Origin of the sequence: Pseudomonas sp. 10C3, assembly GCF_036346185.1 — a bacterium.
Taxonomy (GTDB): domain Bacteria; phylum Pseudomonadota; class Gammaproteobacteria; order Pseudomonadales; family Pseudomonadaceae; genus Aquipseudomonas.
On the sequence record NZ_JASJVE010000013.1, the window covers coordinates 36,329 to 52,084 of the forward strand.

Consider the following 15,756-nt stretch of genomic DNA (forward strand, 5'->3'; position numbering starts at 1 on the left):
CTCAGTTCTCCTCGATTTCGGTCGGCAGGGGACGCGGCAGGTCATCGCCTGTCGAACCATCGAGCCAGTCGACTTTGGCCATCTTGCGCACCACGACGAATTCATCGCGGTTGCAACCGACCGTGCCGTAATAGTTGAAACCGTAGGCTTGCTGGGCATAGCCACCGATCATGTGGGTTGGCTTGAGCACAACGCGGGTGACCGAGTTGTGATGACCTCCACGGGTCTTGGTGGTTTCGGAACCGGGTACGTTCACGATCCGTTCCTGGGCGTGGTACATCATCACCATGCCTTCCTTGACCCGCTGACTGACCACCGCCCGGGCGGTCAGCGCACCGTTGATGTTGAAGCACTCGATCCAGTCGTTGTCTTCGATACCGGCGCGTTTCGCGTCGATCTCGGAGAGCCAGACAATCGGCCCACCACGGCTGAGGGTGAGCATCAGCAGGTTGTCGCTGTAAGTGCTGTGGATGCCCCATTTCTGGTGCGGAGTGATCCAGTTCAGGACGATTTCGGTTTCGCCATTGCTGCGCTTGCCTTTCACCCCTTCAATGGTGCGGGTGTTGACCGGCGGCCGATAACTCATCAGTTGCTCACCGAACGCCTGCATCCACGGGTGATCCTGATAGAACTGCTGGCGACCGGTGATGGTGCGCCATGGAATCCCTTCGTGAACGTTGGTGTAACCGGCGTTGTAGCTGACGTGATCGTCTTCGAGTCCCGACCAGGTCGGGCTGGAAATGATCTTGCGCGGCTGCGCCTGAATGTCGCGGAAACGAATCGCCTCGTGAGCCTTGGACAGCGCCAGATGGCTGTGGTCGATCCCGGTGAATTCCGACAGCGCGGCCCAGGCCTTGACCGCCACCTGGCCGTTGGTTTCCGGCGCCAGGGACAGGATCACTTCAGCGGCATCGATCGCCGTGTCGATTTTCGGCCGACCCTGGCTGATACCGGCTGCGCCTTCGTGGTGATTGAGCTCACCGAGGAATTTCACTTCATCGTCGGTGTTCCAATTGATGCCCTTGCCACCGTTGCCGTTCTTCTCAAGCAATGGCCCAAGGGACGTGAACTGTTTGTAAATGTTCGGGTAGTCACGCTCCACCACGTGCAAGTTCGGGGCGTTTTTGCCTGGTTCCGGGGCCACGCCGGCACTTTTCCAGTCGGTACCGCCGAATGGCTGGGCCAGTTCGCCGACGCTGTCGTGCATCAGCGGGATGGTCACCAAGTCCTTTTCAACGCCCAGATGCCCTTCGGACATGCTGGAGAACGCCTTGGCGATGCCTTTGTAGATTTCCCAGTCCGAACGCGATTCCCAGGCCGGGTCGATGGCTGCCGACAACGGGTGAATGAACGGGTGCATGTCCGAGGTGTTCATGTCGTCTTTTTCGTACCAGGTTGCCGTCGGCAACACGATGTCCGAGTAGACGCAGGTCGAGGACATGCGGAAGTCCAGCGTGGTGACCAGATCGAGTTTGCCGATAGCGCCCTCGTCCACCCATTCCGCCTCTTCCGGCTTGCAGTCGCCAACCTTGCCGATATCTTCGTTCATCACACCGTTTTTGGTGCCGAGCAGGTACTTGAGCATGTACTCGTGGCCTTTGCCCGAGGAGCCCAGCAGGTTGGAGCGCCAGATGAACATGATGCGCGGGAAGTTCACCGGGCTGTCCGGCTGTTCGCAGGAGAACCGCAGGGAACCGTCCTGCAACGACTTGACCACGTAGTCTTTGGGGTCCATGCCAGCCGCAGCAGCGTCACGGCAAATATGCAGCGGGTTGGTGTTCAATTGTGGCGCGCTGGGCAGCCAACCGGCGCGTTCGGCGCGGATGTTGTAATCCAGGGCATGTTCGGGGAACTGACTTTTATCGGCCAGCGGCGAGAGCACGTCGTGCATGCTCATTTTCTCGTGACGCCATTGCGAGCTATGGGCGTAGAAGAAACTGGTGCCGTTCATTTGCCGTGGCGGACGATTCCAGTCCAGGCCGAATGCCAGTGGCAGCCAGCCGCATTGCGGACGGAGTTTTTCCTGACCGACGTAGTGCGCCCAACCGCCACCGGTCTGGCCGACACAACCACACAGCATGAGCATATTGATCAGCCCACGGTAGTTCATGTCCATGTGGTACCAGTGATTCATCGCCGCGCCGACGATGATCATCGAGCGACCCTTGGTCTTGTCGGCGTTGTCGGCGAATTCACGGGCGATCTGGATGGCTTTCTCACGGCTGACGCCGGTGATCTGCTCCTGCCAAGCCGGAGTGCCGGGTACGCTGGCGTCGTCGTAGTCCTTGGCCACGTTAGCGCCACCGAGGCCTCGATCGATCGCCAGATTGGCCGCCGACAGGTCGAACACGGTGGCGACTTTCGCCACGCTGCCGTCCGCCAGAACCACGTTATGCACCGGCACACGCCGGTATTGCACCGCATCGCCTGCCACGTGCTGGAAGTGTTCGTGGGACTCGCCGGCAAAATACGGGAACGCCACTTCGGCGACGTCATCACCGATCAGGCTCAGTTTCAGATCGATCTCACGGCCTTCGCCGCCTTCACGGGGAAGGATGTTCCACTTGCCCTTCTCGCCCCAGCGATAGCCGATGGAACCCTGAGGGGACACCAATTCGCCGCTGACATCCAGGGCGATGGTTTTCCATTCCGGGTTGTTTTCCTGGCCGAGATTGTCGGTCAGGTCACTGGCGCGCAAGAAGCGGTCCGGCTGGTAACCGGCGCCCGGCGCCTTGTCGACCATTTGCTTGAGCAGCACCAGCACCGGCAGATCGGTAAAGCGCTTGGCGTAGTCAGTGAAATAGGCGCTTGGCTTGTCCAGGTGGAATTCTTTGAAAATTACATGGTTGAACGCCTGGGCCAGCGCCGCATCGGTGCCTTGCTTGGGGTTGAGCCACAGATCGGTGAGCTTGGCCACTTCCGAGTAATCGGGAGTGATAGCGACCGTTTTGGTGCCCTTGTAACGGACTTCGGTGAAAAAGTGCGCATCCGGGGTACGGGTCTGAGGAACGTTGGAACCCCAGGCAATGATGTAGTTGGAGTTGTACCAGTCGGCCGATTCCGGCACGTCGGTCTGCTCGCCCCAGACCATTGGCGACGCCGGTGGCAAGTCGCAGTACCAGTCATAGAAGCTCAGGCACGCGCCACCTATCAGCGACAGGTAACGCGAACCTGCGGCATAGCTGACCATCGACATGGCCGGGATCGGCGAGAAACCGACGATCCGATCAGGGCCATATTGCTTAATGGTGTAGACATTGGAAGCCGCGATGATCTCGTTGACTTCCTCCCAGTTGGAACGAATGAAGCCCCCCATGCCGCGTTTGCTTTTATAGGAGTCGGCCTTGACCTTGTCCTCGACGATACTGGCCCAGGCTTCGACCGGTGCCATAGTCTGCCGCGCATCGCGCCAGAGTTTGAGCAACGGCTTGCGAATTTTCGGGTACTTGAGCCGGTTGGCGCTGTAGATGTACCAGCTGTAGCTGGCACCACGCGGGCAGCCACGGGGCTCATGGTTGGGCAGATCATTGCGGGTGCGCGGGTAGTCCGTCTGTTGGGTTTCCCACGTGATCAGACCGTTTTTGACGTAAATTTTCCAGGAACAGGATCCCGTGCAGTTCACCCCGTGGGTGGAACGCACGATCTTGTCGTACTGCCACCGCGAACGGTAGACGTTTTCCCAGTCGCGGGACTCCTTGCGGGTTTCTCCATGACCGTCGGAAAACTCGTTTTGCTTGCGATTGAAAAACCGCAGTTGATCCAGTAAATGACTCAAGGTGTATTCCTCTCAGGCTTGCCGCGGGGTCTGTGCCCCGCCCACGCAATGGTTGGATTCGGGTCGTGTCAGCAGGGCGTCGCGGCGCCCTTGCGGGCGTACCACCACCAAGTCACCACAATGCAACTCAGGTAAAAGCCGACGAACATATAGAAGGCCATCTCCGGGCCGCCGGTCTGCGCCATCGAAGTGCCGAAGGATTTGGGAATGAAGAACGCACCGAAGGCGCCCATCGCAGAACTGAAGCCGAGCACTGCAGCCGACTCCTTGCCGGCATTTTTCATCGCTTGTTCGCGGATGGCAGGCGCTTGCCCGGCGGAGAACTTTTCATGAAGGGTGCGGAAGATCACCGGGATCATCCGGAAGGTGGAGCCGTTGCCCACGCCCGTGGTGATAAACAGCAGCATGAACATGCCGAGGAAGCCGTAGAAGTTGCCACCCGAACCGTTCTGCGGCAGAAAGTGCAATACGCCGAAGACCATGACGATCATCAGGACGAAGTTCCACAAGGTCACTTTCGCGCCGCCGAGCTTGTCCGCCAACCAGCCGCCCAATGGGCGCACCAAGGCACCGACCAAGGGGCCGAGGAAGGCGAATTTCAAGGCGATGACATCCGGGAAGGAAGTTTTGATCAGCAGCGGAAAAGCTGCGGAGAAGCCGATGAACGAACCGAAGGTTGCCAGGTACAACCAGCACATCAGCCAGTTGTGCTTGCGCTTGAAGATCACTGCCTGCTCGCTGAACGAGGCTCTGGCGCTGGACAAGTCATTCATGCCGAACCAGGCAATCAGCGTCACCGCGACAATGAACGGCACCCAGATAAACCCTGCGTTCTGCAGCCACAACTGGCTGCCGTCTGGCAGGACTTGCGGTGCCCCGCCCATGAAGCCGAACACACCAAAGGTAATCACCAGCGGCACACAGAACTGCATCACCGAGACGCCCAGGTTGCCCAGCCCGGCGTTGAGGCCCAAGGCCGTACCCTGCTGGGACTTGGGATAGAAGAAGCTGATGTTGGACATGCTCGAAGCAAAGTTGCCGCCGCCGAAACCGCAGAGCAACGCAATCAGGACAAACACACTGTAGGAGGTGCTCGGGTCCTGCACGGCAAAGCCCATCCAGATCGATGGCAGCAACAGCGTCGCGGTACTCAGGGCGGTCCAGCGGCGGCCGCCGAAGATCGGCACCATAAAGGAGTAGAAGACCCGCAAGGTTGCGCCAGAGAGCCCAGGCAATGCCGCCAGCCAAAAAAGCTGATCGGTGCTGAAGCTGAAGCCAATGGCGTTCAAACGCACAATCACCGTGCTCCAGACCATCCACACTGCAAAGGCCAACAACAGCGCGGGAATGGAGATCCACAGATTACGTGTAGCGGTTTGTTTGCCGGTACGCCCCCAGAACGCGGGGTCTTCCGGGCGCCAGTCGTGAATGACCGGGCCTGAATCAGGCTTTTGCAGAACGGACATGTTCTTCTCCTTGGGCAATGCTGGAAAACGGGAATGGGGTCACTGGCGGCTGCTTACCGAGCCACGGACGTTTGCGGATTTCGCTGAAATACATCCAGGTGAGAGAGACCCAGACCACGCCATACATCAACATGAAGCAGGAGGAGCGCACGCCGGTCAGGTCCACCAGTGCGCCGAACAGAATCGGCAACACGAAACCGCCCAAGCCGCCGGCGAGGCCGACAATGCCGGACACCGCCCCCATGTTTTCCGGGTAGTCGTTGGCGATGTATTTGAAAACCGACGCCTTGCCGAACGCGAAGGCGATGCCCATGACGAACAGCAGCACAGTGAATAGCGTGGGGCTCAAGCCGATATGAAGGTTCAGCGGGCCGTTGATGGTCTGCACCTGCAATTGGGTCTGGGGATACGAGAGCAGGAACAAGCAGATCCAGCTGACCCACAACACCCACCAGGTGACGCTCTGAGGCCCCCAGCGATCCGACATCCAGCCGCCGACGGCGCGCAGTACGCCGCCGGGCAGGGAAAAGCAGGCTGCCAACAGAGCCGCGCTTTGCAAGTTGAAGCCGTATTCCTGCACGTAGTATTTGGTCATCCACAGCGCGAGGCCGACGTAGCCGCCGAAAACGATCGAGTAGTACTGGCAGTAACGCCACACCGCCGGGTCCTTCAACGCGCTTAGTTGTTCACGCAAGCTGGCGCCGGTGGCGCTGCGATGGCCTTTGTTTTCTGAGCTCAAGAACCAGAACAGCAGTGCAGTGATGAACAGGATTGCGCTGTAGACTTTCGGCACCAACTGCCAGCTGCCGGCAGCGATAAGCGCAGGAGCCAGAAACTTGGTCACCGCAGCCCCGGCATTCCCTGCACCGAAGATGCCCATGGCGAAGCCCTGATTCTCCTTGTCGAACCATTTGGCGACGTAGGCAATCCCCACTGAAAACGAGCCGCCGGCGAGGCCAACGAACAAGCCCAACGCCAAGAACTGCCAGTAGGCGGTGGCGTGGCTGATCAGATACAGTGGCGCCACGCAGGCCAGCATCAGCAGGAAGAACACGCTGCGCCCGCCGAAGCGGTCGGTCAGCAGGCCCAACGGCAAACGTACCAGCGAGCCGGTCAGCACCGGGGTTGCGGCGAGCAGGCCGAATTGGGTTTCGTTGAGCTGGAGAAGCTCCTTGATCGGCACGCCGAGCACGGCAAACATCATCCAGACCATAAAACACACGGTGAAGGCCAGCGTACTCATACCCAGCACTAGCCCTTGTTGCACACGCGGTTGGGTCACAACGCTCTCCAGTCAGTTATCCATGGCTGGAGACTAGTGAGGCGCACCCTGCAGAAAATTGACCCACATCAACGAAGCCCATGGCGGTATAAGCCTATGCTGATGGGCGCTACCTCCAAGGAGGTAGTCCAAAAAGACAATAAAACCCTATATTTATCAATATATTAACTTCGCCTTCAGACGTTTTAACCGACTGGGAGCGGCCGACAACTCTTTAGAGGTAGTGCGCCCGGGATCGGCTGCAAAACCACCCGCAGCCACCATTTGGAGTTCTACATGCCAGGTTTCCTCATCTTATTTCTGGATCGGCGCTGATGCTGCGCTGGTTGCGCAGCTCCCTGCCCGCTCGTGCGGCGCTAGCGGTAATACTGATCGCCATCCTGGCCCTCGCCAGCTCCCTGAGCGCCGGGCTTATCGCCTGGTTCAGTCAAGGCGATGCGGCGGCCATCAACACCGCCGGTTCCGTGCGCATGGAGACCTACCACCTGAGCTGGAAACTGGCCTCTGGCGCAACCGCCGAAGAAATCTCGAGCATCACCGACAGCCTGCAACAACGGCTGGACAGCCAGTCACTCAAGGCTGTGCTGGAAGATGGCCCGGCAACCGCGCTGCAGACCAGTTACCAACAAATCCAGCAACGATGGAACGCCGATTTACGTCCGGCGCTGGAGCGTGGCGACTCGGCGTTTTTCCAGGCCAACGCCTTGCCTTTCGTCGAGCAGCTGAACCAGTTCGTCAGCCTGTTGCAGCAACAAAGCGAACACAAACAAGGCTGGCAGCAGGCAATCCAGGGCATGGCCTTGTTCACCACCATCTTCATCCTGCTGATCGGTCTGTACGAGTTGCAGTACGGCGTCGTAAAGCCCTTGCAAGAATTGGTGGATGCCACCAAGCGCTTTCGCGACGCTGACTTCAAAGTGAGGGTCAACCATCAGTCGCAAGATGAGCTGGGCCAGTTGGCCATGAGTTTCAACGCCATGGCCGAAACAATCGAAGAGTCGCACCGTACTCTGGAGAGTCAGGTCCAACAGAAGACCCTGAACCTGCAACAAGCCAATGCTGCCCTGGAACTGCTGTACCAAAGCAGCCGCAGCCTGGCTACGCGCCTGGCCAATGCCGAAGGGCTGGATGAACTGATCCGTCGCTTCCAGCAACGCCTGCCTGGCTTGCGTCTATCGCTGTGTTTACGCGGCGCGGTACAGGCACCCGCCTCGCACATGCTCGCCCTGCATGGCGAAAACCAGCGGGAAGTCTGTGCCAGCAGTGAATGCGCCACCTGCCAGAAACACACTAAATCGAGTCCGAAAACTTTCAGCATCAGCAACCAGGGCAACGAACTGGGTGAGCTCAAAGCGTATTTTGACGACGGGCATCGGGCACAGAGTTGGGAGTCCCAACTGATCCAGGCGTTGGCCAACCTGATTGGCACCTCGCTCTCGCTCAAACGTCAGCGCGAACAGGATCATCGCCTGCTGCTGCTCGAAGAACGCACCATCATCGCCCGCGAGCTGCACGACTCACTGGCCCAGGCGCTGTCGTACATGAAGCTCCAGGTCAGCCGCATGCAAACCCTGATGCGCCGTGGCGAACCGGTCGAAACCCTGGAAACAGTCACCGCCGAACTGCGCGAAGGGCTGAACAATGCCTACCGCCAGTTACGCGAACTGTTGACCACCTTTCGCTTGCAGATTCACGACGAAGGGCTGGTGCAAGAACTCAAGGACACCGCCCTGGAGTTCTCCCGCCGTGGGGATTTCCTGGTGCACCTGCACGTCGATACCCTGGCCTTTCAACTGTCGGCCAGTGAGCAAATCCACATTCTGCAAATTACTCGCGAAGCGCTGTCCAACTGCTCGCGCCACGCCCATGCGCAAAACGCCTGGCTGCAACTGCGTCAGGATGGCGAAACCGTCAGGCTCTCGGTCGAAGACGATGGTCGGGGCTTCAGCGGCAATACCGACAAGCGTGAACACCACGGCCTGACCATCATGGAAGAACGCGCCCGCAGCTTGCACGGTCAACTGCAAATATGTTCCCGAGTGCCGCAAGGCACCCTCGTCCAACTGGAATTCCAACCGGAGTTTCTCGGGCAGCAAACAGAAGGTAGCGTTTCATGAATTCGCCCCTGCGACACAGAATCCTGCTGGTGGACGATCATCCGATGATGCGTCATGGCATCCGCCAAATGCTCGAACTCGAGGATGATTTCGAGATCGTCGGTGAAGCCGGAAACGGTGAGGAAGCACTCGCGCTCATAGAGCCGTTGCAACCCGATCTGATATTGCTCGATAACAACATGCCGCAGATGAATGGCATTGAAACCCTGCGGCGGTTACGGGCCACGCACTACACGGGAAAGGTGCTGCTGTTTACGGTGTCGGACGCCGAAGATGATATTCGTGACGCGCTGCGCCTGGATGCCGATGGCTACCTGCTCAAGGACATGGAGCCCGAACTGTTGATTCAATACATTCGTGATGCATTGAACGGTGCACTGGTCATCAGCCCCGGTCTGACTCGGGTCATGGCCCAAGCACTGCGTTCACCACCACGCCAGACTGTGGTGGAACTGACCGAGCGCGAACGCCAGGTACTGAAAACCATTGCCAGCGGCTTTAGCAACAAGGTCATCGGGCACAAGCTGGGCATCACCGAAGGTACGGTCAAGGTTCACGTCAAAAACCTGCTGCACAAGCTCGGCTTGCGCTCGCGGGTAGAGGCGGCCGTGTGGGCCATGGAGCATCTGCGCAGCACCAGCTGACGGACATCCCTCTTTGGAGGTAGACCTGCGGAGGCATAGGCCGAAGGGTCCGCGAGCTCTACCATGACCGCCAGCGGAGGTACGCCATGCTGACCCACCCTTCAATCGTTTTAATCTTGCGCCGTCACCACCTGTTCAGCCAATTGCCGGAAAGGGTCTTTCAGGACGTCTGCAATCTGGCCAATCTCAAACATTTGGGCTGTCACGCCACACTCATGCACCAAGGCGATCCGGCCAAACGTTTTTTTTTGCTGGTCAGCGGTCAGATCAAGCTGCACCGGGTCACGGGTGAAGGTCAGGAAAACCTGGTGGAGATCATCCATGCCGGGCAAACCTTCGCCGAAGCCTTGCTGTTCAGCCAGGCCAGACTCTACCCGGTGAGTGCCACGGCGCTGAAGGACTGCGTGCTGGTCAGCATTGAGGGCAGCCATTACCGCAACGCCCTGGAAGATCAGCCGAAGATCTGCCTGGCGATCCTGGCGAGCATGAGCATTCACCTGCACCAGCGCCTCAAGGACATTGACACCCTGACCCTCGCCAACGCCAGCCGACGGGTCATCAATTTCCTGTTCCAGGAACGGGACCCGGTCAACGGCCAGATCGTCTTGCAGGTGTCCAAGCGTCTGGTGGCGTCGAAACTGGGGATCCAGCCGGAAACCTTCTCGCGCATTTTGCATCGTCTGGTCGAGAGCGGCCTGATCACCATGGAGCGCCGCAATATCCGCATCCTCGCCGAAGAGGATCTGGCCGCCTACCAACAGTAGCCGCCCCCGGATTTGACCATGGTCAAGGCACAATGCTGCCAGCCTTGCACACTGGCAGAGTCCATCAGTGGAGAATGTTCATGCCCGATTCAACCCTGCCTTTGGTCTACTCCTGCTCCGGCTGTTCGAATGTCGCACAACTGGCCAACACCTTGGCCTTGCGCCTGGATCGCGCAGGCCTGGCCGAAATGTCCTGCATCGTCGGTGTCGGCGGCCATGTCGCGCCGCTGGTCAACAAAGCGCGCTCGGGACGGCGGATCCTCGCGCTGGACGGCTGCCCGCTGCAATGCGTCGAAGCCTGCCTGAACCAGCACGGCCTACACGCCAATGTGCACCTGATCCTCAGCCATCACGGCCTGCGCAAACGCTATGGCGAGGACTGCACCGAGGAGCAGAGTGATGAGTTATTCGAGGAGATCAAACGGTTGATCGTCGGGGAGGATTGTGAGGAGAAAAACCGGATAATCGTAGCCGCCGAGACGATGGTTTGAGGATCTGGCAGGGTCTTGATGCAATGAAAATCCAATGTGGGAGAGTGTACATCTGCGAAAGATAGCCGGCTGTAAGGCCGCCTTCATCGCAGGCAAGCCACACACCGAATCTGCGTAGGTCACAGCAATGCAGATTCTCACCCCGCCGCCAACCCCTTCCCTGCCCGCTCCAGATTGCGCCACAACCAAACAGGCAATACATCAGGGTCCAGGCTATCGATCAGGTTCTTCAACGCCAACCCCAATTCGGTATCCCCCTCAATCACCAGACGCCTGCGAAAAAACAGGGTGTCAGGGTCCTCCTGACGACTGGCCAGGAGTAAAAACTCCCGCCAGTTGCCACTGATGGTCACTTGCGCCTTTGCTCGCTCGGCGATCTGCAATCCCTCACGCCCCAGGGTCAGGTACCAAGACAAGCTCAGATCTGGAATCCGCAGGCACATCCAACGACCCCGTAGCAGTTCAAAACTGCCGTCGCGCAGCGGCTCGGCGAGGCAGCGATTGAGCGCTTGCTGCAACACCAACCGCTGTACGGCAAAAGGCACTCGGTGCGCCAGCGGCAACAACCGATCAGCACCTTTCAATAACCATTTTTTTCGGTTCAACACAGGCCTGCCTCCTCGACGCGCAACATGCCAGCCTGGCCATGCCAATAACCATTACAGCCCTCAACGAACAGCGGCGGCGTCTCGCCCAGGCGAACCCGTTGATAGGCGGCAATCACTTCCTCCATGCCCTGGGCTCGCGGGCTCAGGCGCAACAGATCGGCACCGCAGGCCACCAGTCCGGAATAATCAGCCAGCAGGTTGGTCACGTCGGCCGACATTGTTTGAATGCCGTTGATGGTGAACAACGGCTGGCCTTCCTGACTGCTCAAGGCCAGGCCGTCGGGGTAGTTGATGCAGCAAAACTGACAGTCGTCCTTGGGTCGGTTTTCCGCCCTGGCGGTAAAGCAGCGTGCGGAATAGGCCAGGGGCAAATGCCCATAGGCAAAGATTTCAACTTCCGGCACCTCACGTCCCAACTCGCGCACCTGCTCGATCACATCGCCAATCAGCGCCGCCGAACACTCCACCGGTGGCACCCAGCGGGTCATTCCGCAGTCCAGCAGTTGCGTCAGCGCATGGCCGTTGTACAGATTGAGTGCCGGGCCACCAACAAAGGGCAGCTTGCGCTCGGCCAGAAACTGCACCGCGCCCATGTCGTTGGCTTCCACCAGCAACTGGCCGTTGTCGCACAGGCGGCGCAGGCTGGAGAGCTCGGAGGCTGCTTCGATCAGCGTCAGGCTGGAAAGCACCATCTGCGCCTGGCTGCACTCGTGCAACTCGCGCCCCAGGCCCAGCCATTGATCCAATGAAAATGCCCGGCGTTTCGAACACACGGTTTCCCCCAGATAAATCACATCCAGAGGCAAGGCCGACATCTCGGCGTAAAAGTTACTGAGTTGCTCTTTGTCCCAATAAAACAGGACCGGTCCCAAGCTGAGCTTCATGTCCAGTCCCTCATTGCCATGATCGATGATAAGCACCCAATGTGGTCTGGCTGCCTTCGGACAAACCGGCCAGCACCTGACGCCATTCATCCTTGACCCGAAAGCTGCCCGGCGAGCCGCGATGGGCATCCAGGGCGGCGCGCCAGACGCGGGTGACTTGTTCCACATAGGCGGGGCTGCGTTGGCGACCCTCGATTTTTACCGCTTCGACGCCGATAGCCGCCAGTTCCGGCAGCAGATCCAGGGTATCGAGACTGGTAGGTTCCTCCAGCGCATGAAAGCGCTTGCCACCCACCAGAAAACGGCCTTTGCACAAGGTCGGATAACCGGCGGGTTCGTCAGGGGTGTAGCGATCGATCAGGACTTCACTGAGGCGTGCGCTCAGGCCTTGGGCGTCTTCGCTCCAGCGTACTGCCTTGGCCGGCGAACAGACGCCACACAGGTTCGGCGATTCGCCCGTGACGTAGGAGGAAAGGTGGCAACGCCCTTCGGCCATGATGCACAAGCTGCCGAAGCCAAAGACTTCAATGGGCACCGGACTGCTGGCGGCAACCTGGCGCACTTGCGTCAACGACAGCACCCGAGGCAGCACGGCGCGGCGAATACCGTAGCGCTGCGCATAGAACGTCAGCGCCGCGGCATGGGTTGCCGAACCCTGAACAGACAAGTGCAGCGCCAGTTGCGGGTGACGCTGACTGGCATAGTTGAGCACGCCAGGGTCGGCGGCGATCAGCGCATCCACGCCGAAGTCGGCGGCGCGATCCACCGCCCGCTGCCAGCGCTCCCAGCCCTTGGGCTGAGGGTAAGTATTAACCGCGACGTAGAGTTTGCGTTGATGTTGGCGAATGAACGCGACTGCGGCGTCGAACTGTTTGTCGTCCATATTCAACCCGGCGAAATGCCGGGCATTGGTGTCATCACGAAAACCGACGTAGACGGCATCGGCGCCTTGGCGCACCGCCGCTTTAAGCGCAGGCAGGTTCCCTGCCGGGCAGACCAGTTGCATGGGTAATCCTCATGAAAGAACTCGTCTCGACCCTCGGCGGATACCTGCCGTCCGCAGACTCAGAGCAGTCGAAAATGCGCTGCCAGTCTAGCGAGACCGGTAGACAGGGCATTGACGGTGATCAATTGCTATCAATGCATCAGGTCGGCGAAGGACAGGAACATGACGTTGTCATGCTTGAGAACCTGCTGCCCGCACTCGATCACGGCAAGGCCGTCGGCCCAGCAGGCGGCGCTCAACATGGCCGAACTTTGCTGAGGGTGCAGCTCCACGCTCAATTGCCCATCAGCGCCTGGGGTCAGCTTTGCCCGCAGATACTGCCGACGCTTGTTGCGCTGCAGCCAATCGAACCCGGCCGGCACGGCCAATGGCACAGGCATCACCTCAGTGACCCCCTGTGCCCTGAGCAGAAACGGACGCACGACCACCAGCGCGGTAATCAGCGCCGCCGATGGGTTGCCCGGCATGCCTATCCAGGGTTTTCCAGCGACTTCGCCAAACGCCAGCGGTTTACCCGGCTGGATTGCCAGTCGCCAAAAATCGACGCTGCCCAGCGCTTCGATGGCCTGTTTGAGATGGTCTTCCTCACCCACCGATACGCCGCCAGAGGTCAGCAGCAGGTCGCACTCCGACGAAGCCAGGCTCAAGGCATGCCGGCTGGTCGCTAACTCATCGGCCATGACCCCATAGTCATGCACTTCCACGCCCCAACCGCGCAACAACGCGGCGAGGCTGTAACGATTGCTGTTGTATATCTGCCCCGGCGCCAACGGTTCGCCTGGCTCTCGCAATTCATCTCCGCTGCTGAGCAGGCACACCTGCAACGGTCGGTAGACCTCGACCTGCGCGATTCCGGCACCCGCCAGAAACCCTAGCTCTTGTGCGCGCAAACGCTTGCCCGCCTTAAGCAACAGATGCCCTTGGCGTACTTCCTCGCCCTCCTTGCGCACATGCTCGCCAACGCTTACCGGTGGGCACCAGACTTGCGCGCCCTCGACCCGGCAACGTTCTTGCGGCACCACGGTATCGGCTCCCGGTGGCAATGGCGCTCCGGTAAAAATCCGCACCGCCTGTTGCGGCAACAATGGCGAGCTGTCGCTGGCCCCTGCGGCAATCCGTCCAATCACCGACAGATAACCGCCCGCCGGTGGCAGGTCAGACGCCTTGAGGGCATAACCGTCCATGGCACTGTTGTCCCAGGCCGGCAGGTTTACCGGGGAATGGATGTCACTTGCCAACACTCGCCCCAAGGCTTGATCCAGGGGAATCTTTTGCACCGGTGGCGGCGGCCGTACCTGGCTCAGCAGGCGGCTGATGGCCTCGTCCACAGGCATCAAGTTGCCGCTGTCGCACACCGGGCCGGTCATGAGCGTGCCTCGCAGGCGTCAATCACCTGCTGCGCCTGCTGCTTCAAATGTGGCGCGAAATTACATGGGCCGGTGCGACTGTCCAGTTGCCCGAGCAGGATCTTGTCCCAGGCAGTTCGGCACGCGCCCGGTGAGCCCGGTACGCAGCACACCAGCACCCCATTGCTCATCCCGGCCAATGCCCGCGACTGCAGACTGGACATGCCGATTTCCGCCAGAGACACCTGACGGAACAGTTCACCGAAGCCTTCCACATGTTTATCCAGCAAGGGCAGGACCGCTTGCGGCGTGTTGTCACGTGGAGTGAATCCGGTGCCGCCGATCATCAGTACCACTTGCACCTTGGGGTCGGCGATCCAGTGGGAGAGTTTTGCGCGGATCTGATAAATGTCGTCCTTGACCAGATCACGGTCGATCAATACATGCCCGGCCGTTTGCAACAAATCCGTCAGCGTCTGTCCCGAGGTGTCGGTCTCAAAGGTTCGCGTATCGCTGATGGTCAGTACGGCGATGTTCAGCGGTTGAAACGTGCGTTGCGCCAGATGGGCCATATCCAAGCCTTCCCGTAGATGAGGGTATGGCCCAGCCTGAACCGGAATCCAGATCGAGCCTATTCCTCCAAGGAGGTACCTCGACAGGGCAACGGGTCAGTGCCGGCCGGCCAAGTATCCGGACGATCTTTTGGGCTCAAGGCGCCAAACGATTTCGTTGCCACACGCCATTCTGCAAACGGTAGTCGAGACGATCATGCAGGCGATCAGCACGCCCCTGCCAGAATTCAAGCCGTTCAGGATGCAGGCAGTAACCGCCCCAATGCTCGGGTCGCGGCAACGTCTGGCCGACGAGGTGCTGTTCGGTTTCTGCCAATAAGGATTCCAGCGCTGCCCGACTCGCCACTGGACGGCTTTGCGGTGAAGCCAAGGCACCCAGACGGCTGGCCAGCGGGCGGGAGTCGAAGTAAGCATCCGAGAGCTGCGGGTCGAGCCTGGACACCTGGCCTTCAATACGAACCTGACGTTCAAGACCGGGCCAGAAAAAAGTCATGGCAGCACAGGGATTGCTCGCCAGTTGCAGCCCCTTGTCACTCTGGTAATGGCCGAAAAACGTAAAGCCTTCATCGCTGAAACCCTTGAGCAGCAGAATCCGGCAATGTGGTCGCCCCGCGCTGTCAACCGTCGCCAAGGCCATGCTATTAGCCTCGACGGGGGCACTCTCGGTCTCACGGGCTTGTTGCATCCACTGTCGGAACAAGGCCAAAGGATCGTCTATCGCCAGATCGTCTTGCAGGCCATCACGGGTGTAACTACGGCGCATTTCAGCCAGGGAAAGGGGCATGGTGGTGATCTCCAGAA

Annotated in this window: 13 protein-coding genes; 4 read left to right on the top strand and 9 right to left on the bottom strand. The window is 59.5% G+C overall.

Features of this window, described 5'->3' with window-relative positions:
• Window position 1 precedes the first annotated feature (1 nt).
• The 3 genes from QN399_RS14095 to QN399_RS14105 form a co-directional block, all read right to left on the bottom strand.
• Window positions 2-3,775, bottom strand: a complete 3,774-nt coding sequence (locus QN399_RS14095; RefSeq protein ID WP_322178873.1) for a nitrate reductase subunit alpha — start codon at window positions 3,773-3,775, stop codon at window positions 2-4.
• A gap of 68 nt (window positions 3,776-3,843) precedes the next feature.
• A complete protein-coding gene (locus QN399_RS14100) occupies window positions 3,844-5,241 on the bottom strand; it encodes a NarK family nitrate/nitrite MFS transporter (RefSeq protein WP_330201065.1) in 1,398 nt (465 codons plus the stop codon).
• Window positions 5,219-6,523, bottom strand: coding sequence for a nitrate/nitrite transporter (locus QN399_RS14105; protein ID WP_322216720.1), 1,305 nt, complete (start codon window positions 6,521-6,523; stop codon window positions 5,219-5,221). The genes QN399_RS14100 and QN399_RS14105 overlap by 23 nt, the downstream gene beginning before the upstream one ends.
• Before the next feature lie 314 nt (window positions 6,524-6,837).
• Here QN399_RS14105 and QN399_RS14110 point away from each other — a divergent pair, with 314 nt between their 5' ends.
• From QN399_RS14110 to QN399_RS14125, 4 genes are all read left to right on the top strand, one after another.
• Window positions 6,838-8,640, top strand: coding sequence for a HAMP domain-containing protein (locus QN399_RS14110; RefSeq protein ID WP_322178870.1), 1,803 nt, complete (start codon window positions 6,838-6,840; stop codon window positions 8,638-8,640).
• A complete protein-coding gene (narL, locus tag QN399_RS14115) occupies window positions 8,637-9,284 on the top strand; it encodes a two-component system response regulator NarL (protein WP_330201066.1) in 648 nt (215 codons plus the stop codon). The genes QN399_RS14110 and narL overlap by 4 nt, the downstream gene beginning before the upstream one ends.
• Before the next feature lie 86 nt (window positions 9,285-9,370).
• The gene (locus QN399_RS14120; protein WP_322178868.1) at window positions 9,371-10,048 is read left to right on the top strand and encodes a Crp/Fnr family transcriptional regulator; all 678 of its coding nucleotides are present in this window, start codon (window positions 9,371-9,373) and stop codon (window positions 10,046-10,048) included.
• Between the two features lie 80 nt (window positions 10,049-10,128).
• Complete coding sequence (locus QN399_RS14125) at window positions 10,129-10,539, top strand: putative zinc-binding protein (RefSeq protein ID WP_322178867.1); 411 nt, start codon at window positions 10,129-10,131, stop codon at window positions 10,537-10,539.
• A gap of 137 nt (window positions 10,540-10,676) precedes the next feature.
• Here QN399_RS14125 and QN399_RS14130 read toward each other — a convergent pair whose 3' ends face one another.
• From QN399_RS14130 to pdxH, 6 genes are all read right to left on the bottom strand, one after another.
• Entirely contained in the window at window positions 10,677-11,147 is a 471-nt protein-coding gene (locus tag QN399_RS14130; RefSeq protein ID WP_322178866.1) for an SCP2 sterol-binding domain-containing protein, read from the bottom strand.
• Window positions 11,141-12,031, bottom strand: a complete 891-nt coding sequence (locus tag QN399_RS14135; protein WP_322178865.1) for a U32 family peptidase — start codon at window positions 12,029-12,031, stop codon at window positions 11,141-11,143. Before QN399_RS14135 ends, QN399_RS14130 begins: the two co-directional genes overlap by 7 nt.
• Before the next feature lie 10 nt (window positions 12,032-12,041).
• The gene (locus QN399_RS14140) at window positions 12,042-13,037 is read right to left on the bottom strand and encodes a peptidase U32 family protein (protein ID WP_219060025.1); all 996 of its coding nucleotides are present in this window, start codon (window positions 13,035-13,037) and stop codon (window positions 12,042-12,044) included.
• Between the two features lie 131 nt (window positions 13,038-13,168).
• Window positions 13,169-14,404, bottom strand: a complete 1,236-nt coding sequence (glp, locus tag QN399_RS14145) for a gephyrin-like molybdotransferase Glp (protein WP_322178864.1) — start codon at window positions 14,402-14,404, stop codon at window positions 13,169-13,171.
• Window positions 14,401-14,955, bottom strand: coding sequence for a molybdenum cofactor biosynthesis protein B (moaB, locus tag QN399_RS14150; RefSeq protein WP_330201067.1), 555 nt, complete (start codon window positions 14,953-14,955; stop codon window positions 14,401-14,403). Before moaB ends, glp begins: the two co-directional genes overlap by 4 nt.
• A gap of 136 nt (window positions 14,956-15,091) precedes the next feature.
• A complete protein-coding gene (gene pdxH, locus QN399_RS14155; RefSeq protein WP_322178862.1) occupies window positions 15,092-15,739 on the bottom strand; it encodes a pyridoxamine 5'-phosphate oxidase in 648 nt (215 codons plus the stop codon).
• Between the last annotated feature and the right edge of the window lie 17 nt (window positions 15,740-15,756).